Here is a 17,938-nt window from a genome sequence, read left to right as displayed (position 1 = left end):
AAGTAGTAGGTTTAAATAGAAAAGTCAGCAATAGGGCGAAAATAAATCCACTCATATTTATTCGTAAAATAGGTATAATGGCCGCAATGTTATTAAGATTAAGATACGATGATCCAAATACAACTTACTCTTGCTGAGCAATCTTTTAATTTAGTGCTAGCTGAGCAAAAAATTGTGCAAATATTCCAACAGCAACAAGCGATTGGCTTTGATAACCCAAGGGGTAACTACTTTGAGTTTGAACTTGGCGATAAAGTGATAGGTCTGGACACTTCGTTAGTCAATGAGCAAAGTTTAATGTTGTATGTGAATGATCAACTTGTACAAAAGTTGAATATTCCACCGATTGAAAAAACTAAACCTAAGCAAGGTTTACTGGGCATTTTTGCTTTGGGTTTTAAACTGTTTAAAAGTGCAAAGGTAGTTAAAGTCGCTTTAGCGGGTGCGTCAGTTGCTGGTTATGCCTGGCTGTTCACCTTTGAATTCGCCTTAATGTTGATTGCTTGTTTGGTAATACATGAATACGGACACGTACGCGCCATGCAGTATTTTGGCATTAAAACTAAAGGTATTTACTTAATCCCTTTTGTGGGTGGGCTCGCGGTTAGCGATGATAAAATTACCACCCGTTGGCAAGATGTGGTGATCTCATTAATGGGCCCCGCGTTTGGTCTGATCACTTCAGTACTCGGGGTGGTACTTTATTACGCTACAGAAATGGATATCTTTGCAGGTGTTGCAGTACTCAGCGCGTTACTTAACTTATTTAACTTATTGCCTATTTTACCGCTCGATGGTGGCCACGTCCTAAAGAGCATTAGTTTCTCTATGCGTTCATGGGTTGGCTTGAGTGTCTGCTTACTTGGTGTGTTATTTGGTTTATGGATAAGCTATACGTTTGGCTTAATGCTACTGGTGTTTTTTCTGTTTATCGGTGCACTGGAAATCGTGTTTGAATGGCGCGGCCGTCATTTTTCACACCTTGTGCCGCTGGATAAATACGGCCAAGGTTTTTCAGCGGTAATGTACGCATTGGTGGTGGCTGGCCATGTGGCGGTGATGATGCACTTTGCTGATTCTGAAAGCGCGATATTAAGCCTACCGGTGAAGATATTGTCGAGTTGATTTATAGCGCAGGCGTAATCCACTATTACGCCTGCGGATTCATGGGTAAAAACTTAGCATCAACGCAATAAACACGCCGGTGATAATTAACTGCACTAAACAAAAACCCATAATGTCTTTGGCTTTTAAGCCGGCAATGGCGAGAACTGGTAACGCCCAAAATGGTTGGATCAAGTTAGTCCATGCATCCCCCCAGGCTACCGCCATTGCTACGCGGGGCATATCTGCGCCAAGTGCCTGTGCGGCGGGTATAACAATGGGAGCTTGTACCGCCCATTGCCCGCCACCGGATGGCACAAATATATTGACTAACCCTGCACTTAAAAAGCTCCAAAATGGCAGTGATTCAGCACTGGCTATGGCGATAAAGCCTTGGGAAATTTGTTGTGCTAAACCGGTCTCGACCATTATCGCCATAATCCCTGCATAAAATGGAAATTGGATAATAATACCTGCGCCGCTGGGGATGGCTTGCTGCAAGCTGGCGAGTAGGTTATGTGGTGTTTGGTGTAATACTATTGCGGCAAATAAAAACAGCCCTATAACACTGTTTAGATTAAGTGAGCCATTATTAAAAATAAAATAATACGTTAAATATGCAAGGCCAAGTAAGCCTGTGGTTATACCTAACACGCGGCTGTGTTCGATACTATCTGCTGGACGAGTAAAGGTGACTTCTTTATTTTTAGGTTCTATTAGTTTGCTTTTATCAACATACACACTGTCACTATCGTGAGGAAGCATATAGCGATTAACAAGCGGCATTATAATAAACAAGCCCAGTACAATCGCAATATTAAAGCCTGAAAACAGTGTCTGCGAGGTGCTAATAACACCAATACTTTGCTCTGAAAAGTGCCCTATGGTTGCAATTGTCAAAGGTACAGAGCCTGCTAAGCCTCCGTGCCATACAATAAATCCAGAGTATGCACTAGCCACTAATAATCGATAATCTACTTTTGTTTGCCTTGCTATTGCTTTGGCAAATAAAGCACCGATCACTAAGCCGAAACCCCAGTTTAGCCAACTAGCTAACAATGAAACTAATGTGACCCAAATAATTGCTTTGGCTGGTGTACTGGAAAAGCTTGCTAGTTTTGCCAGTAAGCGGTTGATTATAGGAGTACTTGCCAACATGTAACCGGTGAGTAGTACCAATAACATTTGCATTGCAAATTGTAATAAATTCCAAAAGCCACCTCCCCAAGCATCAATTACTTCAACTGGGCTAGATGGTGTAAATAGGCTGGCAATAATAAAGCTTAAAAGCGTTAGCAAAATAACAAAAATAAAGGGGTCGGGTAAGTAGCGTTCAACTAATTGAGTAAAGGGCTTTGCAACACGGTTAAGCATAGTGAGAGTGTTTTTATTATGGTTACATAATGCCAATTAATCATGAAATGACTTAGTTGGCAAATCGACCAAGGTATTAGCTGTTATTATTTAATACCGTTTTTAAACGGTTCTGTACTTCTTCGACTAATAAGTCAGGTTGGAACTTAGATAAAAACGCATTACAGCCGACCTTTTCAACCAGGGCTTGGTTAAAACTACCGCTTAAAGAAGTGTTAAGCACAACATGTAAGTTTCTTAGGCGCGCATCGTTACGAATTTCATGAGTTAGGCGGTAGCCATCCATCGCTGGCATTTCGGCATCGGTGATCACCATCAATAGGTCTTGCTCTACGTTATCGCCGCGATCGGCCCAGCTTTTCAGCATGTTCAATGCTTCAAGGCCATTACTTGCGGGGATAATTTCAATACCCAGCTGAGACAGGGTATCACTGACTTGTTTGCGTGCGGTAGGGGAATCATCGGCATGAAGAATTTTACGACCAACAAACTCATTTACGATGCTTTTATCGAGTATTTCATCCGAGATCTGTACTTCATATTCGACTATTTCAGCCAGCACTTTTTCTACATCTATAATTTCAACCAGTTGCTCTTGGCCATCTCGTTGAATTTTTGTCAATGCTGTTAAATAGTGATTCTTACCTACAGACGTTGGCGGCGGCATAATGTCTGACCATGTCATATTAACTATTTGGTCAACCTTACCTATGAGAAACCCCTGCACTGTGCGGTTGTATTCAGTAATAACCAAATTACTATCTTCGATATTCTTAGCCGCAGGCATGCAAATAGCTTGGCGTAAATCGATGACGGGAATTGATTCGCCGCGAATATTAGCCACTCCAGATATTTTAGGATGAGCATGAGGAATAATATTTAAATGAGGTAGTTTTACTACTTCTTTTACTTTAAATACATTTAGCGCAAATAAATGGCGGCTGTGTAAATAAAATAACAGTAACTCAAGACGGTTTTCACCGACTAGTTGGGTTCGTTGATCTACAGAAGCTAATACACCCGACATAATACACCCGTCTTTAAAGTTATAATGCAATTATAGCTTACACTGTTCTAGTATAAAAATGCATCCTAGAAATAATCTTCTTTACCTAAACATTGTCATCAATAACGCATTGCAGTAACTTAATGGCTAGATGAACAGGAACTATTAAGTGGTGGTATGCCTTTTATATTTAAACGAATTTTTCTATTGGTAAGAAGCCATATAGATCAAGTGAGTTGGCAAGCGGTAGCTTTAGCAACACTGCTACATATGACAGTAACTTGGCTGCTTCTATTATTAGCAGGAGAATCAGAACTTACGCCAGTTAGCACTTTTGTGTATTACTATATAGTAACGACATCAACGGTAGGTTACGGTGATTTCAGCGTTAGCACAGATTTAGGTCGCTGGATTGTTGCATTATTACAAATCCCATTTGGGTTAGCTTTATTTGGTGTTCTGTTAGGTAAAACAGGGCAAACAGTTACATATTTAATTAGGCGTGCTATGACAGGTGATAAAAGTTTTTCGCATTCTAACAACCACATTATTATTTTTGGTTGGCATCAAACGCGTACAAAAAAGATGATTGACTATATTTTGGCTGATCAAAAACGCACTGATAGACGAATCTTACTCGCAGTAACGGAGCAAATGGAGCATCCGTTTTTAACCAATGAGCATGTTGATTTTGCGCGTTTAAGTAGCTTTACTGATTGCGAGCAGCTGGAGCGGGTTGCAATAAAATACGCCGATAAGATTATTATTGATGGCCAAGATGATGACCAAACCTTTACCACTGCGTTACGTATTAGCAAGTTGGTGAAAGAGGGCTGCCATATTAGCGCGCATTTTAACGATGAGAGTAAAGTCGAAATGCTACTAGAGCATTGCCATAATGTGGAGTGTTCAAGTGCAAAATCAGCTGAGATTTTAGTGCGTTCAATGCAAGACCCAGGTTCAAGCCGAGTGCAAGAGGAGTTGTTATCAACCCTTCATGGTGATACACAATTTAGCTTGGTTATTCCTGATAATTTAGCGCAAATGGAATTTGGGAAGTTATTCCATCATTTTAAACATGATCACGATGCAATTTTGCTTGGTGTAGCGCATAACCTGAGTGCTAAAAATATGGATTTAAACCCGCCGCTTAATTACCCAGTAAACAGTGGTGATATTTTACATTATATTGCGATTAACCGGGTGTTAAATAACGAAGTTGACTGGCAAGAGTTGGCAAAATAATGGATGAGATTGCGTTTTTACTTCTGATCTTAAGCGCTTATATTTTACCTGTGGTGTTAGTGCTTAATAGTAAGCGTACGCAAGGGCATGAAAAAAACGGTTGGCTAATTGGCATCATTTTCTTTTCGTGGCTGGGACTTATTATGTACTTTGCGATTGTGCCAAAGCATGGTCATAAAAAGAAAGGCCTAAAGAAAAAGGCCTAACTTAATATGCTGATGCACTATCACGTTATTTTAGCTGTTTAAGTTTATGATCAATTAGTGGATCTTCTGGTGCAAGCTGTTGCGCCACTTCGAGCAGCTTTATGGCATCATTCGGATGCTCATTTTGATGTGTTATTGCTACATCAATCAGTGGTTGCACATCAATTTTATCTTTTTGCTCTTGCATATGAGCCTGCTTTTCATCAATTAAAATATTGTGTGCGGTGCTAAGCAGCTCAAGGCGGTGCTTTGAGTGAGCATTCGCTTGATTAAGACATTGGTAATAATCTTCTTTTAACCGCAGAGTTTTGGTTTGTAATCTAAACTGTGCAATATCAAGTTGTTGATGGCGAATAAAATCAACAGCCACTTGTTTGTAAAAGCCAAATTTGTTCAAGTAACTTGCGTGTGTGCCATGACCCAGACCAAATACGCGTAAATGAGTGAGTTGTGGGTAGCGTTTTGCATGTAGGCGGTCGATATGATTGGTTGGGTCATAAATAATATAACCTTTGGCATGCCCTAAATCGAGGTCATGGTAATCACTATTCCAATCAAACTGTTGTGCTATATCTGTGCTTGAGCGGTCATCCCAAGGCGCAATCACTTGATTTTTGGTACTAACTGGATGAAAAAGTAAGACTTGATCTAATTTTAGTAGTTTAGCAAAAGCACCTACAGCAAAACCACCACGACTGAGTCCATAACCTAAGCGCTGATTGAATGGTTCAAGTAGCTGTGCAAGTTGCTCCAAAAAAAAGATTAAATTGCGGCTTCTAAACCAATTACTTCTTCCAAGGTGCTGAAACGAAATAATATTTACATTTTGTTTTTTCGCCAAGTTATAGCCCCAAGGAGCAAACGCTTCATGAAGATCGTGTTCTTTATAATTAGTGCCAGCTGGAGAAAATGTAAAAAGAAGAGGTTTTTTGAGATCTGTGAAGTGGTATTTTACAAAAACATCGCCAAGTAAATCACTGCCAGACATAGGTAGTTTACTTTGTTGTTCATCGCGGGGGTGAGTTAACCATTCATCAAGCCAATACAGTAGTTTCATTAATCCCCCATAAAAAATTCGGCCGAGATCATAGCAAACTCAAGCAAAAAGGGTCAAATGTTGTCGTTAATTTGCCATACTAATGATCTCATCCCAATCACTCTTGGTGACAGGCATTACTGATAAACGGCCGCCTTTTTTTAGTGCGATGTCAGTTATTGCGTCATTATCTTTAATCGCTTTAAGGCTAACTAATTTATTTAAATGCTGTTGATAAGTTACATCAACAACCACCCAGCGCGGATTATCAGTTGTTGCTTTGGCATCGTAATAATCGCTGCTTAAATCAAATTGGGTTGGATCGGGGTATGCTTCACGAGTCACGATAGCAATGCCTACCGCACCAACCTGTTTACAGCTCGAATGATAAATCATCACTAAGTCGCTGAGCTTTACATTATCACGCATAAAGTTACGGGCTTGATAGTTACGCACACCTTCCCATTGCGTTGTTTGTTGTGGCGCATTTTTTAAATCAGCAATTGAGAATGCATCAGGCTCGGTTTTAAATAGCCAATAAGCCATTGTTATCTCCCTAAGATTTACATAATTATAGTCTATAGTATTATGTGAGCCTTGTCGGGATTGAGGATATAAAAATGAGCCAAGTTTTAGATGATTTATTGTCGTTATTAGCATTGGAAGAAATTGAACAAGGCTTGTATCGCGGGCAAAGCCAAGATTTAGGGTTTGGTGCTGTATTTGGTGGCCAAGTGATGGGGCAGGCGCTTTCTGCCGCTAAAGAAACCTTACCGCAAGGGCGTATTGTTCACTCTCTGCATTCTTACTTTTTACGCCCAGGTGATGCCGCAAAACCCATTGTTTATGATGTTGAAACTATTCGTGATGGAAAAAGTTTTAGTACACGCCGAGTTAAAGCAATCCAATACGGCAAACCTATTTTTTATATGACGGCTTCATTCCAAGGGCTTGAAGAAGGGTTATCGCACCAAGCAACTATGCCTGATGTACCGCAGCCTGAGGAACTTAAATCTTCGCTGGAGTTTTACCAAACAAATGCCAGTCATATTCCAGAGGTGATCCGAAATAAGTTTATTCGAGAAGTGCCGATAGACATGCGGCCAGTAACCTTTCACAATCCGTTTAAACCTGAGGTTATGGAGCCGGTTAAGCATATTTGGTTTAAAGCCAATGGTGATATGCCAGATGATCAACGCATTCATAACTACTTATTAGCGTATGCGTCAGACTTTGAATTTTTACCTACCGCCTTGCAGCCACATGGAGTGTCGTTTATGCAACCAAATATGCAGGTTGCAACGATTGATCATGCAATGTGGTTTCATCGTCCATTTAGACTTGATGACTGGATTTTATATACTATCGATAGCCCAAGTGCGAGCTCGGGGCGAGGTTTAGTGCGTGGCCAGTTTTTTGACCGTCAAGGCAACTTGGTTGCCTCAACAATTCAAGAAGGTGTCATGCGTCAGCGTTAACATGCAAAATGCGAGGTTAGCGTTACAGCTCTAACCTCGCAATACTTAACTGCTTTGGCTTTGCACGATATCGGTTATCGATTGCCAAATTCGGGCGGGCAATAATGCTTTAAGATGCATGTAGAGTTCACATAATTCATTACTACCTTGCAAACCAGTATCAGATTCGCTGATCAACCCTTGCTCTCTTAAGTTGCTAATAAAGCCTACCAGCACTTTTTTATCGAAAAACTCAGGGCTCTTAATGCCATGTAAGGTACCAAGGCGCTGCGCTAATACTTGGCTTTCGCGCTCTAGCTCTTCGCGTTCAATACCCGAGCTAGTTTGTATAAAGCCAATAGCTATTGCATACCGCTGTAAAGTTAAGCTAAGTGCACGGCCAAGCATTTCGAGTTTTGCTAGGCAGTCATTACTGTTGGTTATTTTTATATTATCTCCCTCTATTTCAATCAGCTCTTGATCAACAAAGCTTGCCAAAATACGGGTGATGTAGTTTTCGTCTAATTTATGTAAAAACCATTCTTTAGCAAATAATGGGTAAAACTTGCTGATCAGATTTTGGCATTCACTAAGTGTGGTTTTGTGGCTTTTGAATATATGTAAGGCGAGTAAGCTGGGTACTGCAAATACATGCAAAATATTATTGCGGTAGTAATTAAATAAGGTTTTTTCTTTATCATTAATGGCGATAATTTCGCCAAACTCATCACTGATCACATCAAACTTATTAAGTTTTAAGGCGTGACTTAATAGCTCATGAGCACTTTCATCAGGCGTGCTTACTTTTTCACTATAACGGGCGCTGCGTTGTAGATGCAGGTAAAAATCAAGCTGGGCTAAAAGCTTAGATTTACTCAGTGCTTGTTTATCATTCACCAGTAAAATCATCGCTAGTAGATTAACCGCATTGAGTGCTGCAGCACTATTGATGTTAACCATGACCTTGTCGGCAAGGTTTGCTACTTGTGGACCAAGCCATTGCGGTTTTTGCACATCGGTTGGATGAATAGACTCTCGCCAATCTGGTTGGTACTCATTTAAATACTGGTTAATTGAGATAGGGTCACCGAAGTTTAAATTGCCGCGACCATAGTTTTTTAGATTTTTAATGGCTTTGAAAATACCGAATATTGATTCGCTTTTCTTATCATTACCAGCAAGCTCTTTTAAGTAGGTATTGATTTCCATGACGTGCTCATAGCCAATATACACAGGTACAATAGAGATTGGGCGATCAATTCCGCGCATCATAGCTTGCAGTGTCATTGCCAGCATGCCGGTTTTTGGTGGCAATAAGCGCCCAGTTCGACTACGGCCGCCTTCAGTATAAAACTTAACTGAGTAACCTTTAATAAATAGCTGGCTTAAGTATTCTTTAAACACCGCAGAGTAAAGCTTATTGCCAGCAAAAGAGCGGCGAATGAAAAACGCACCACTGCGGCGGAAGATACCACCGGCAGGGAAAAAGTTAAGGTTAATACCTGCTGCTATATGCGGGGGTACCAAACCTAGGTGATAAATAGAATAGGTAAGTAGTAAATAATCCATATGGCTGCGATGGCACGGCATATAAATTATTTCATGACCTTTATTCGTTAGATCGTGTAGTTGCTCAGTGTATTTAATATCAATACCGTTATAAAGCTTATTCCATAACCAAGTAAGTACGCGTTCTGCAACTCGGATTGTTGCATCACTATAATTAGCGGCAATTTCATCAAGTAATTTTAAAGCGTTTTGCCTTGCTTGGTCATGGCTAATATTCTTTTCTTTTGCTTCTGTTTGAATCGCTTTTTTTATGGTCGGCGAAGCTAATAATGAACTAAATAATTGTTCACGAGAGGGCATCTTTGGCCCTGTAGCTGCGAGTTTTTGTCGACGAAAGTGAACACGAGCCACACGCAGTAGTTTATGAGGTAGTTCATCGACATCCGCTTTCTCATTAACCAGTAATGACAAATCTAACGGTTGGCTAAAGCGAACAAAGTTATCGCGACCAGAAAACAGCAACACAAAAAACTTACGAAACCAACTTGGTGTTAAAGAGTGCGACACTAGCGTGCCTAACCCTGGCTTTTCTTTTCCTGGATTACGGCCCCACAAAATGGTGACAGGAATAACTTGTACATTCTTTTCATCGCTGTCGATGAGCTGATCAATAATATGCTTACCTTTTTGTAAAGCGTCTGTTGGTTTTGCTGTATCACCAAATAAAGGTGGCGGATTTTGTAGGCCTATAAAACGGTCAAGCTCTGCACTGCCTAATAATTGTTGTTCGGTAGGGTCTGGTAACCCGTACTTTTTACATACGCGAGCAAGTGCTGCTAAATCAGACCGTGCATTAAGTTTAACTATATAAAAGGTAGGGTATGCCGGGTTAAGGCCGTATTGTTCAATAGGGTTCTCAGGAAGAACCTTGCTTTTAACAAGCAAACGATTCATCAGCATAGAGAAAAAGTTTAAACAATAATTAAAAATACGCATCAACTCACCAAAGTTAGAGGGTAAAAAGCAAAATAAGCGCAGATAATACCAAGTAATAACTGGACTGACCATTAAGATAGTATTTATACGTTATTAATTATAGCGGATACTACTTTGAGTTTGTTGTATTTTTAATGAACAATTCAATGTCTGACAAGGATTATTGAAATAGTTGTTGCATTTATCACCAATATCACTATAATACGCAGGCTTTCAAAATTCCCTCGGGAACTTGGAAGGAACATTAAGCTTGGATTTCAAGCTAATAAAACAGGAGTTCCGATTTGGAACTCAACGTAGATATAAATCAACAACCGGCATCTTAATTATTAAGATTGTTTCGGTCGTTTTTTTATGCTCTTTTAAATGCTCTTTATATTGAGGTTTAAGAATGTCAAATCAACGCATTCGTATTCGCCTAAAAGCTTTTGACCACCGTTTGATTGACCAATCAACGGCGGAAATCGTGGAAACTGCGAAACGCACTGGCGCACAAGTACGTGGTCCAATTCCACTACCTACACGCTTTGAACGTTTTACTGTACTTACTTCACCGCACGTTAATAAAGACGCGCGTGATCAGTACGAGATCCGCACCCATAAACGTCTGATCGACATCGTAGAACCAACTGACAAGACTGTTGACGCTCTTATGCGTTTAGATCTTGCTGCTGGTGTTGATGTTCAAATCAGCCTGGGTTAATCGGAAGATTAGAGAGGTTTTAGGAAAATGGCATTAGGTCTAGTCGGTCGTAAAGTGGGTATGACACGTATCTTCACTGAAGATGGTGTATCTATCCCTGTGACAGTTATTGAAGCGACACCTAACCGCATTGCTCAGATAAAATCTGAAGCAACAGACGGTTATAACTCACTTCAAGTAACCGCAGGCACTAAAAAAGCAAGCCGTGTAAACAAAGCAGCAGCGGGTCATTTCGCTAAAGCTGGTGTTGAAGCGGGTCGCGGTCTGTGGGAATTCCGCCTAAATGGTGGTGAAGGCGATTTTGAAGTAGGCGCTGAGCTTACTGTTGAATTATTCAACGAAATCAACAAAGTTGACGTAACCGGTACTTCTAAAGGTAAAGGTTTCCAAGGTGGTGTTAAGCGCTGGAATTTCAGCATGCAAGACGCTACACATGGTAACTCTCTATCTCACCGTGCTCCTGGTTCAATCGGTCAAAACCAATCACCTGGTAAGGTGTTTAAAGGTAAGAAAATGGCCGGTCAAATGGGTAATGAGCAAGTAACAACTCAGAACCTAGAACTAGTTCGCGTTGACGCTGAGCGTAATTTGCTTTTAGTTAAAGGTGCAGTACCTGGCGCTATCGGCGGTGACGTTATCGTTAAACCAGCTGTTAAAGCATAAGTCCTGGAGATTTAGTGATGGAATTAGCAATTAAAGACGCTTCTGGCGCTCTTGAAGTTTCTGAAGCTACTTTTGGACGTGAGTTTAACGAAGCATTAGTACACCAAGTAGTTGTTGCATACGCAGCAGGTGCTCGTCAAGGTACTCGTGCTCAGAAGACACGTTCTGAAGTAAGCGGTGGTGGTAAAAAACCATGGGCTCAAAAAGGTACTGGCCGTGCACGTGCTGGTACAATCCGTAGTCCAATTTGGCGTTCAGGTGGCGTTAGCTTCGCAGCTAAACCACAAGACCACAGCCAAAAAGTAAACCGTAAAATGTACCGCGGTGCGATCAAAAGCATCTTATCTGAATTAGTTCGTCAAGAGCGTTTAATCGTTGTTGAAAGTTTTGGTCTTGAAGCACCAAAAACTAAAGAACTAGTTTCTAAGCTTAAAGAACTTGAGCTTAAAGATGTTCTTATCGTGACTGAAGAAGTAGATGAGAATCTATTCTTATCGGCACGTAACCTGTACAAGGTTGACACGCGCGATGTAGCTGGTATCGATCCTGTAAGCTTAATCGCTTTCGACAAGGTACTTATTACAGCTGCTGCTGTTAAGCAACTTGAGGAGACGCTAGCATGATCCGTGAAGAACGTCTTTTAAAAGTGATCCTTGCTCCACATATCTCTGAAAAGAGCACAATTGCTGCTGAAGAAAACAACACGATTGTTTTCAAAGTAACAAATGACGCAACTAAAGCTGAGATCAAATCAGCTGTTGAGAAGCTTTTTGAAGTGGAAGTAACTGGTGTTCGCACACTAAACGTTAAGGGTAAAACAAAACGTACTGGCATGCGTTTCGGTCGTCGTAGCGACTGGAAGAAAGCTTACGTTACTCTTAAAGAAGGTAGCGAGCTAGACTTTGTCGGCGGCGCCGAGTAATAAGGGGAGTTAGAATTATGGCACTTCAAAAGTGTAAACCAACTTCTGCGGGTCGTCGTCACCTAGTTAAAGTGGTTAACCCAGATTTACATAAGGGTAAACCTTACGCACCACTATTAGAGAAAAACTCTAAATCAGGTGGTCGTAATAACAATGGTCGTATTACGGTTCGTCATATCGGTGGTGGTCATAAGCATCATTACCGTTTAATCGATTTTAAACGTACTAAAGATGGCATTCCAGCCACTGTTGAGCGTTTGGAATATGATCCAAACCGTAGCGCAAACATCGCTCTTGTATTATATGCAGACGGTGAGCGTCGTTACATTATCGCACCTAAAGGCTTAAAAGCTGGCGATGCAATCCAGTCTGGTGTTGATGCACCAATCAAACCTGGTAATGCATTACCTATGCGTAATATGCCTGTAGGTTCGACTGTTCACAACGTAGAATTAAAACCAGGTAAAGGTGCTCAAATCGCACGTTCTGCTGGTGCATACGTTCAAATCCTTGCGCGTGATGGTCAATACGTAACATTACGTCTTCGTTCTGGCGAAGTACGTAAAGTACAATCTGATTGTCGTGCAACGCTAGGTGAAGTAGGCAATGCTGAGCATATGCTTCGTTCACTTGGTAAAGCAGGTGCAAATCGCTGGCGTGGTATTCGTCCGACAGTTCGTGGTGTTGCCATGAACCCGGTTGATCACCCACACGGTGGTGGTGAAGGTCGTACATCTGGTGGTCGTCATCCTGTGTCTCCATGGGGTAAGCCTACTAAAGGTGCTAAGACGCGTAAGAACAAGCGTACGGATAAATTTATAGTACGTCGTCGTACTAAGTAATATTGAGGAATAGCCATGCCACGCTCTCTCAAGAAGGGTCCTTTTATAGACCTACACTTGCTGAAGAAGGTAGAGAAAGCTTTGGAAAGCGGTGAAAAGAAGCCAATTAAAACTTGGAGCCGTCGTTCAATGATCATACCTAACATGATCGGATTGACCATTGCTGTCCATAATGGTCGCCAGCATGTACCAGTTTTCGTTTCTGACGAAATGATCGGTCACAAACTAGGTGAATTTGCACCAACTCGCACTTACCGTGGCCATGCTGCGGATAAGAAAGCGAAGAAACGCTAAGAGGGGAATGATAAATGCAAGCATTAGCTAAACATAAATTCGCCTCTGGTTCGGCGCAAAAAGCTCGTCTAGTTGCAGATCAGATCCGCGGACTACCTGTCGATCGCGCTCTAGAAATCCTGGCGTACAGCCCGAAAAAAGCGGCTGTATTAGTTAAAAAAGTACTTGAGTCTGCTATTGCTAACGCAGAGCATAACGAAGGTGCTGACATTGATGAGCTTCGCGTAAGCACGATTTTTGTGGACGATGGTCCTACAATGAAGCGTATTATGCCACGTGCTAAAGGACGCGCAGACCGCATCCTTAAGCGTACAAGCCACATCACTGTTGTGGTTTCAGATAGCTAGGAGTATAAGTAATGGGACAAAAAGTTCATCCTACTGGTATTCGCCTAGGTATATCTAAACCTTGGGTTTCTACCTGGTACGCGAGTTCTAAAGATTTCTCTGATCAGCTTTTTGGCGATCACAAAGTACGTACTTTCCTTACAAAGGAATTAAAAGCGGCTTCTGTGTCTAAAATCGTTATTGAGCGTCCAGCAAAATCGATCCGCGTAACAATCCACACGGCTCGTCCGGGTGTTGTTATCGGTAAAAAAGGCGAAGACGTTGAAAAGCTACGTCAAGCGGTAACTAAGATCGCAGGTGTACCTGCTCAGATTAATATTTCTGAAGTACGTAAACCAGAATTAGATGCACAACTAGTAGCAGACGGCATTGCCTCTCAACTAGAGCGTCGTGTTATGTTCCGTCGCGCTATGAAGCGTTCGGTACAAAATGCAATGCGTATCGGTTCTAAAGGGATCAAAGTTGAAGTTAGCGGTCGTCTTGGCGGCGCAGAAATCGCACGTTCAGAATGGTATCGTGAAGGTCGTGTACCTCTACATACTCTTCGTGCTGATATCGACTACGCAACTTCTGAAGCCTTAACCACTTATGGTATCATTGGTGTTAAAGTTTGGATCTTCAAAGGCGAAGTTATTGGTGGTTTACCACTAGTACAAGAGCAAGAGAAGCCAGCTAAACGCGCACCAAAGAAAGCCAAAAAAAGTGCTAAGTAGAGGTAGCGAGTAATGTTACAGCCAAAACGTACAAAATTCCGTAAAACGCACAAAGGCCGCAACCGTGGTCTTGCGCAAAACGGTAACAAAGTAAGCTTCGGTACTTTCGGTTTGAAAGCTACTGGTCGTGGCCGCATGACTGCTCGTCAAATCGAAGCAGCTCGTCGAGCTATGACACGTCACGTCAAGCGTCAAGGTAAAATCTGGATCCGTGTATTCCCAGACAAGCCAATTACAAACAAACCGCTTGAAGTTCGTATGGGTAAAGGTAAAGGTTCTGTTGAATATTGGGTTGCTGAAATTCAGCCTGGTAAAGTACTTTACGAAATGGAAGGTGTTTCTGAAGAGCTTGCTCGTGAAGCGTTCAACCTTGCTGCACGTAAATTACCATTCAAAACAACTTTCGTAACTCGGACGGTGATGTAATGAAAGCTAGCGAACTAAAAGACAAAAGCGTAGAAGAGCTTAATGCTGAACTTCTAGGACTTCTTCGTGAGCAGTTTAACCTGCGCATGCAAGCAAGCACTGGTCAGTTAGCTCAAACTCACACGCTAAGAACAGTACGTCGCGATATCGCGCGTGTAAAAACAATTATTAACCAGAAGGCAGGTCAATAATGAGCGATAAAATCCGTACTCTTCAAGGCCGTGTAATCAGCGACAAGATGGAAAAATCTTTCACTGTTGCTATCGCACGTTACGTGAAGCACCCAATCTATGGGAAATTCATCAAACGTACGACTAAGTTACACGTACATGACGAAAGCAATACAGCTCAGGCTGGTGACGTAGTTACTATCCGTGAGTGTGCTCCTATTTCTAAGAATAAATCTTGGACTTTAGTAGACGTTGTTGAGCGTCCAAAGAAAGCTTAATTTTTATTAATTAAGTTTACTTTACTAAAAAGCCCTGGCATTAGCCGGGGCTTTTTGTTTGTAAAGAACCCCGTAGCTTGGGTTGAGTATTACGAAACCCGAGGAGAAAAGAACGCCGAAAATACGTAAGAGTAGGTAACTTAAGAGAAAAGGGCACAATAAACGCGCTGAAATAATATACTTAGAGCTAAGTAACAACTAAATATCGGATTTATAATTTACGAAAGTTATACCTTTGTGAAAAGAGGGCAGCACCAATAGATATTAATATGCATACTGCGGAACTTACAATTAGAAAGCGGTTTTCGATCCTACTTACCTTTCTTTCGCCTACAATTTGATAAGTAACGTCTCCTTCAATAAATCGCTCCCCTTGATATTGCTGACTAATATTAAACGCTAAAAAATCACCTTGTTTTGCCTGATAAGTAAAGTAGGTTTCCGGATAAAAAATTTCATAAGTTGCACATAGCCAAACAGTGAGGCTAATTAATAACAATATAAAACTTAAAATCGGCAGTATTTTTAGAGGTGCTTTTGTTGATGGTGTCGAAGGTAAGCAGTGATCAAAACACGCCTCGCTATAACATACTTTCAGTTTTTCAATCACTTCAGAAGAGGGGATAAATTGTCCATTTTCTAGCTTTGATAAATATGACTGTTGAATACCTATCTCACGAGCAGCAAACGCTTGGGTCCACTTTCTGTTTGCTCGAAGACGTTTTAATTCTACCCCTAAAGATTGCATATCTAATATTCTTTTATTTATTGTTGACGCTTTATTATCTCCAATTAGCTAATCTAGATATAGAGGGATCACCAATATTCATATCTATGAATAAAAGAATACTATGAATATTAATGGATTAGCGTTTTTTATAGGGTATTTTAAATTATGCTAGCATTATCAAACTAACGAAAGGATATATTGTATTATGAAAAAACACGTCTATTTATTACTTAGCTTCATGGCTTTATTATTAGTAAGTTATCAAACTAATGCCGAACCTGTTTTTGCCGTTAAAGCTGATATTTATAAGTTAAAAAACGAAATAACAATTGATAGCAAAGTAGCTGAAACTTTAAAGCTATTAACTCCTATTCATCAGCCCGCTTTATTAGCTTTATTGGGTGAAAGCGCATTAATTGAAATTGGGGATGAAAACCGTTTAACCGCACTTGAAGTAAAGACAAATAAAGATGGTACCTTTTTCAATGCGGCGATGAAGTTAAAGGACAAAACAGATGGGAAGTGGCAATCGATAACGTCGTTTATGCCACATATACCAAGTGGACAGACGGTGTACTTTAGCCGCAACTTTTCAGGTAGTACTTGGTTAATAAAATTAACGGGAAATCGGTTCACATCTGAGGAGCTTGGCTTAGCGAGTTTGCAGAACTAAATTATAAAAGTGATTGTTTTTTAAATAAATGGGGGTGTAGCTTAAAAACCCCTTTACCTCAACTTAGCTTGAGCTTGTATGATGTGTTTTTCTCACTAATCAACAACATTATGTGCCCAGTTCAAAATTACCTTTTAAGCCTTAGGCTAACAGAATATAAGCCATCTTTTTTACAAGTTGTGAAACTCGTTCAAGCAGTGCAACAATCAATGGCTGACAACTGTGAGTTTGCGCAAGCGGCATTAGCTTGGGTTGAAAGAAACAATCGCAACTGCATGATCACAAATGAATATACACTGGTTACATTGCTGCTGAAAAAGCTGTGTTTACAATTTTAGAACTGATTTAGAAGACATTGAAAGTTTGAAAAGTAAGACTACTTCCAAAGATCCGGGTCATCTTGTTCTGGCGTGGTTTTATTTAAAACTTGTGAGAAGCGGTTGGCAAAAATACCTAAGTAACCCCAAGCAGCAAGACTAAGTGCCACAACGAGAATAACTAAACCGATAACTTGCAGACTATAATGACTATAATAACCCAGAGCTATAAATATCACGGCCAGCACAAATAGTGCTAAGCCGCGTAGAAAGCGCTTTAAGCTGAGCTTAGGGTTAGAGCCTAAGCGGTATATAAGCGGCTTTATCATAACTGCTTACTATTAATAGTAAGAGTGATCGCCAGCTTGGTGATCAGTTATGTCTGCTACCCCTGAAATTTCATCAAACTTAGCAATCATCTCTTTTTCAATGCCTTCTTTTAGCGTGACATCGATCATAGAGCAACCATTACAGCCACCACCAAACTGAAGTACAGCAATGCCTTCGGCTGTTACTTCAACGAGGCTTACTTGGCCACCATGGTTAGCCAGCTGCGGGTTTACTTCAGTTTCTAACATATGCTGAATGCGTTCGTTAAGGCTGGCATCATCACCAATCTTACGAGCTTTAGCATTAGGCGCTTTAAGTGTTAACTGTGTGCCCATTTTATCAGTAACAAAATCAATTTCTGCTTCTTCTAAAAATGGTGCACTTTCAACGTCAACTACGGCATCAAAACCATTAAAAGGAAGGCGAATATCGCTTTCTTCTACTGCATCTTCTGGGCAGTAAGAAACACCACATTCCGCTTGTGATGTGCCTGGGTTAACAACAAATACACGGATATTTGTTTTTTCAGCTTGGTCAGCTAATAATTTTGCAAAATGTGATTGTGCGGTTTCGGAAATAGAAATCATAAAACAACTA

General features: G+C 40.8%; 24 protein-coding genes. 16 read left to right on the top strand and 8 right to left on the bottom strand.

Annotated elements, in window-relative coordinates; translation table 11 throughout:
* Positions 1 to 108 precede the first annotated feature (108 nt).
* Positions 109 to 1,125, top strand: a complete 1,017-nt coding sequence (locus tag B5G52_RS10355) for a metalloprotease (RefSeq protein WP_087532567.1) — start codon at positions 109 to 111, stop codon at positions 1,123 to 1,125.
* Between the two features lie 39 nt (positions 1,126 to 1,164).
* On the opposite strand, the gene B5G52_RS10350 is transcribed toward B5G52_RS10355, so the two are convergent.
* Complete coding sequence (locus B5G52_RS10350) at positions 1,165 to 2,478, bottom strand: short-chain fatty acid transporter (RefSeq protein ID WP_087532566.1); 1,314 nt, start codon at positions 2,476 to 2,478, stop codon at positions 1,165 to 1,167.
* 76 nt (positions 2,479 to 2,554) lie between these two features.
* On the bottom strand, positions 2,555 to 3,505 hold the full coding sequence (locus B5G52_RS10345) for a chemotaxis protein CheV (RefSeq protein WP_087532565.1): 951 nt from the start codon (positions 3,503 to 3,505) through the stop codon (positions 2,555 to 2,557).
* Positions 3,506 to 3,661: 156 nt separating this feature from the next.
* Here B5G52_RS10345 and B5G52_RS10340 point away from each other — a divergent pair, with 156 nt between their 5' ends.
* Together B5G52_RS10340 and B5G52_RS10335 are read left to right on the top strand one after the other, a co-directional pair.
* Entirely contained in the window at positions 3,662 to 4,729 is a 1,068-nt protein-coding gene (locus tag B5G52_RS10340; protein WP_087532564.1) for a potassium channel family protein, read from the top strand.
* Positions 4,729 to 4,935, top strand: coding sequence for a PLDc N-terminal domain-containing protein (locus B5G52_RS10335; protein ID WP_087532563.1), 207 nt, complete (start codon positions 4,729 to 4,731; stop codon positions 4,933 to 4,935). The genes B5G52_RS10340 and B5G52_RS10335 overlap by 1 nt, the downstream gene beginning before the upstream one ends.
* A 25-nt stretch (positions 4,936 to 4,960) precedes the next feature.
* Here the strand turns inward: B5G52_RS10335 and B5G52_RS10330 are convergent, their stop codons facing one another.
* Together B5G52_RS10330 and B5G52_RS10325 are read right to left on the bottom strand one after the other, a co-directional pair.
* Complete coding sequence (locus tag B5G52_RS10330; protein WP_087532562.1) at positions 4,961 to 5,992, bottom strand: cytosolic protein; 1,032 nt, start codon at positions 5,990 to 5,992, stop codon at positions 4,961 to 4,963.
* A gap of 66 nt (positions 5,993 to 6,058) precedes the next feature.
* Positions 6,059 to 6,517 (bottom strand): EVE domain-containing protein, encoded by a 459-nt coding sequence (locus B5G52_RS10325; protein WP_087532561.1) that lies wholly within the window; start codon positions 6,515 to 6,517, stop codon positions 6,059 to 6,061.
* A gap of 74 nt (positions 6,518 to 6,591) precedes the next feature.
* Between B5G52_RS10325 and tesB the strand changes: the two genes are divergently transcribed.
* On the top strand, positions 6,592 to 7,449 hold the full coding sequence (gene tesB / locus B5G52_RS10320) for an acyl-CoA thioesterase II (RefSeq protein ID WP_087532560.1): 858 nt from the start codon (positions 6,592 to 6,594) through the stop codon (positions 7,447 to 7,449).
* A gap of 45 nt (positions 7,450 to 7,494) precedes the next feature.
* Here the strand turns inward: tesB and plsB are convergent, their stop codons facing one another.
* Complete coding sequence (gene plsB / locus B5G52_RS10315) at positions 7,495 to 9,933, bottom strand: glycerol-3-phosphate 1-O-acyltransferase PlsB (RefSeq protein WP_087532559.1); 2,439 nt, start codon at positions 9,931 to 9,933, stop codon at positions 7,495 to 7,497.
* A gap of 391 nt (positions 9,934 to 10,324) precedes the next feature.
* Between plsB and rpsJ the strand changes: the two genes are divergently transcribed.
* From rpsJ to rpsQ, 11 genes are read left to right on the top strand one after another with little or no spacing between them, the layout of a single operon-like run.
* Positions 10,325 to 10,636 carry a 30S ribosomal protein S10 gene (gene rpsJ, locus B5G52_RS10310; protein ID WP_002957900.1) on the top strand — a complete coding sequence of 104 codons (312 nt, stop codon included), beginning with the start codon at positions 10,325 to 10,327 and terminating at the stop codon, positions 10,634 to 10,636.
* 27 nt (positions 10,637 to 10,663) lie between these two features.
* The gene (gene rplC, locus B5G52_RS10305; RefSeq protein WP_058561417.1) at positions 10,664 to 11,299 is read left to right on the top strand and encodes a 50S ribosomal protein L3; all 636 of its coding nucleotides are present in this window, start codon (positions 10,664 to 10,666) and stop codon (positions 11,297 to 11,299) included.
* Positions 11,300 to 11,316: 17 nt separating this feature from the next.
* Positions 11,317 to 11,922, top strand: coding sequence for a 50S ribosomal protein L4 (rplD, locus tag B5G52_RS10300; RefSeq protein WP_058561416.1), 606 nt, complete (start codon positions 11,317 to 11,319; stop codon positions 11,920 to 11,922).
* Entirely contained in the window at positions 11,919 to 12,221 is a 303-nt protein-coding gene (rplW, locus tag B5G52_RS10295; protein WP_016709050.1) for a 50S ribosomal protein L23, read from the top strand. Before rplD ends, rplW begins: the two co-directional genes overlap by 4 nt.
* 17 nt (positions 12,222 to 12,238) lie before the next feature.
* A complete protein-coding gene (gene rplB, locus B5G52_RS10290) occupies positions 12,239 to 13,063 on the top strand; it encodes a 50S ribosomal protein L2 (protein WP_004588688.1) in 825 nt (274 codons plus the stop codon).
* A 15-nt stretch (positions 13,064 to 13,078) separates the two neighbouring features.
* Positions 13,079 to 13,357: a 30S ribosomal protein S19 gene (gene rpsS / locus B5G52_RS10285; RefSeq protein ID WP_004588689.1), complete on the top strand. Its 279-nt coding sequence runs from the start codon at positions 13,079 to 13,081 to the stop codon at positions 13,355 to 13,357.
* 14 nt (positions 13,358 to 13,371) lie between these two features.
* On the top strand, positions 13,372 to 13,704 hold the full coding sequence (gene rplV / locus B5G52_RS10280) for a 50S ribosomal protein L22 (protein WP_087532558.1): 333 nt from the start codon (positions 13,372 to 13,374) through the stop codon (positions 13,702 to 13,704).
* Between the two features lie 11 nt (positions 13,705 to 13,715).
* On the top strand, positions 13,716 to 14,417 hold the full coding sequence (gene rpsC / locus B5G52_RS10275; RefSeq protein ID WP_004588691.1) for a 30S ribosomal protein S3: 702 nt from the start codon (positions 13,716 to 13,718) through the stop codon (positions 14,415 to 14,417).
* A gap of 12 nt (positions 14,418 to 14,429) precedes the next feature.
* Positions 14,430 to 14,843: a 50S ribosomal protein L16 gene (gene rplP / locus B5G52_RS10270; RefSeq protein WP_054206129.1), complete on the top strand. Its 414-nt coding sequence runs from the start codon at positions 14,430 to 14,432 to the stop codon at positions 14,841 to 14,843.
* Positions 14,843 to 15,034, top strand: a complete 192-nt coding sequence (rpmC, locus tag B5G52_RS10265) for a 50S ribosomal protein L29 (RefSeq protein WP_004588692.1) — start codon at positions 14,843 to 14,845, stop codon at positions 15,032 to 15,034. Before rplP ends, rpmC begins: the two co-directional genes overlap by 1 nt.
* Entirely contained in the window at positions 15,034 to 15,291 is a 258-nt protein-coding gene (gene rpsQ / locus B5G52_RS10260; protein WP_058561414.1) for a 30S ribosomal protein S17, read from the top strand. The genes rpmC and rpsQ overlap by 1 nt, the downstream gene beginning before the upstream one ends.
* Before the next feature lie 211 nt (positions 15,292 to 15,502).
* On the opposite strand, the gene B5G52_RS10255 is transcribed toward rpsQ, so the two are convergent.
* On the bottom strand, positions 15,503 to 16,039 hold the full coding sequence (locus B5G52_RS10255; RefSeq protein ID WP_087532557.1) for a helix-turn-helix domain-containing protein: 537 nt from the start codon (positions 16,037 to 16,039) through the stop codon (positions 15,503 to 15,505).
* Positions 16,040 to 16,226: 187 nt separating this feature from the next.
* On the opposite strand from B5G52_RS10255, the gene B5G52_RS10250 reads away from it, so the two are divergent.
* Positions 16,227 to 16,694, top strand: coding sequence for a hypothetical protein (locus B5G52_RS10250; protein WP_087532556.1), 468 nt, complete (start codon positions 16,227 to 16,229; stop codon positions 16,692 to 16,694).
* 376 nt (positions 16,695 to 17,070) lie between these two features.
* Here the strand turns inward: B5G52_RS10250 and B5G52_RS10240 are convergent, their stop codons facing one another.
* Both B5G52_RS10240 and nfuA read right to left on the bottom strand, forming a co-directional pair.
* On the bottom strand, positions 17,071 to 17,340 hold the full coding sequence (locus B5G52_RS10240) for a hypothetical protein (protein ID WP_087532554.1): 270 nt from the start codon (positions 17,338 to 17,340) through the stop codon (positions 17,071 to 17,073).
* 12 nt (positions 17,341 to 17,352) lie between these two features.
* Positions 17,353 to 17,928 (bottom strand): Fe-S biogenesis protein NfuA, encoded by a 576-nt coding sequence (nfuA, locus tag B5G52_RS10235; RefSeq protein ID WP_087532553.1) that lies wholly within the window; start codon positions 17,926 to 17,928, stop codon positions 17,353 to 17,355.
* Positions 17,929 to 17,938: the final 10 nt, after the last annotated feature.

Source organism: Pseudoalteromonas sp. A601 (assembly GCF_002165575.1).
Classification (GTDB): domain Bacteria; phylum Pseudomonadota; class Gammaproteobacteria; order Enterobacterales; family Alteromonadaceae; genus Pseudoalteromonas.
Note: the sequence above shows the minus strand (reverse complement) of the source record. Positions and strands in the feature narration are given on the sequence as shown.

Coding starts and splice junctions, on each gene's coding strand:
- B5G52_RS10340 (WP_087532564.1), top strand. CDS start 3,662: ATGCCTTTTATATTTAAACGAATTTTTCTATTGGTAAGAAGCCATATA.
- rplB (WP_004588688.1), top strand. CDS start 12,239: ATGGCACTTCAAAAGTGTAAACCAACTTCTGCGGGTCGTCGTCACCTA.
- B5G52_RS10330 (WP_087532562.1), bottom strand. CDS start 5,992: ATGAAACTACTGTATTGGCTTGATGAATGGTTAACTCACCCCCGCGAT.
- nfuA (WP_087532553.1), bottom strand. CDS start 17,928: ATGATTTCTATTTCCGAAACCGCACAATCACATTTTGCAAAATTATTA.
- rpsC (WP_004588691.1), top strand. CDS start 13,716: ATGGGACAAAAAGTTCATCCTACTGGTATTCGCCTAGGTATATCTAAA.
- rplV (WP_087532558.1), top strand. CDS start 13,372: ATGCAAGCATTAGCTAAACATAAATTCGCCTCTGGTTCGGCGCAAAAA.
- B5G52_RS10335 (WP_087532563.1), top strand. CDS start 4,729: ATGGATGAGATTGCGTTTTTACTTCTGATCTTAAGCGCTTATATTTTA.
- B5G52_RS10325 (WP_087532561.1), bottom strand. CDS start 6,517: ATGGCTTATTGGCTATTTAAAACCGAGCCTGATGCATTCTCAATTGCT.
- rpsQ (WP_058561414.1), top strand. CDS start 15,034: ATGAGCGATAAAATCCGTACTCTTCAAGGCCGTGTAATCAGCGACAAG.
- B5G52_RS10350 (WP_087532566.1), bottom strand. CDS start 2,478: ATGCTTAACCGTGTTGCAAAGCCCTTTACTCAATTAGTTGAACGCTAC.
- B5G52_RS10345 (WP_087532565.1), bottom strand. CDS start 3,505: ATGTCGGGTGTATTAGCTTCTGTAGATCAACGAACCCAACTAGTCGGT.
- plsB (WP_087532559.1), bottom strand. CDS start 9,933: ATGCGTATTTTTAATTATTGTTTAAACTTTTTCTCTATGCTGATGAAT.
- B5G52_RS10255 (WP_087532557.1), bottom strand. CDS start 16,039: ATGCAATCTTTAGGGGTAGAATTAAAACGTCTTCGAGCAAACAGAAAG.
- rplW (WP_016709050.1), top strand. CDS start 11,919: ATGATCCGTGAAGAACGTCTTTTAAAAGTGATCCTTGCTCCACATATC.
- tesB (WP_087532560.1), top strand. CDS start 6,592: ATGAGCCAAGTTTTAGATGATTTATTGTCGTTATTAGCATTGGAAGAA.
- rplD (WP_058561416.1), top strand. CDS start 11,317: ATGGAATTAGCAATTAAAGACGCTTCTGGCGCTCTTGAAGTTTCTGAA.
- rpsJ (WP_002957900.1), top strand. CDS start 10,325: ATGTCAAATCAACGCATTCGTATTCGCCTAAAAGCTTTTGACCACCGT.
- rpsS (WP_004588689.1), top strand. CDS start 13,079: ATGCCACGCTCTCTCAAGAAGGGTCCTTTTATAGACCTACACTTGCTG.
- B5G52_RS10240 (WP_087532554.1), bottom strand. CDS start 17,340: ATGATAAAGCCGCTTATATACCGCTTAGGCTCTAACCCTAAGCTCAGC.
- rplC (WP_058561417.1), top strand. CDS start 10,664: ATGGCATTAGGTCTAGTCGGTCGTAAAGTGGGTATGACACGTATCTTC.
- rpmC (WP_004588692.1), top strand. CDS start 14,843: ATGAAAGCTAGCGAACTAAAAGACAAAAGCGTAGAAGAGCTTAATGCT.
- B5G52_RS10355 (WP_087532567.1), top strand. CDS start 109: ATGATCCAAATACAACTTACTCTTGCTGAGCAATCTTTTAATTTAGTG.
- rplP (WP_054206129.1), top strand. CDS start 14,430: ATGTTACAGCCAAAACGTACAAAATTCCGTAAAACGCACAAAGGCCGC.
- B5G52_RS10250 (WP_087532556.1), top strand. CDS start 16,227: ATGAAAAAACACGTCTATTTATTACTTAGCTTCATGGCTTTATTATTA.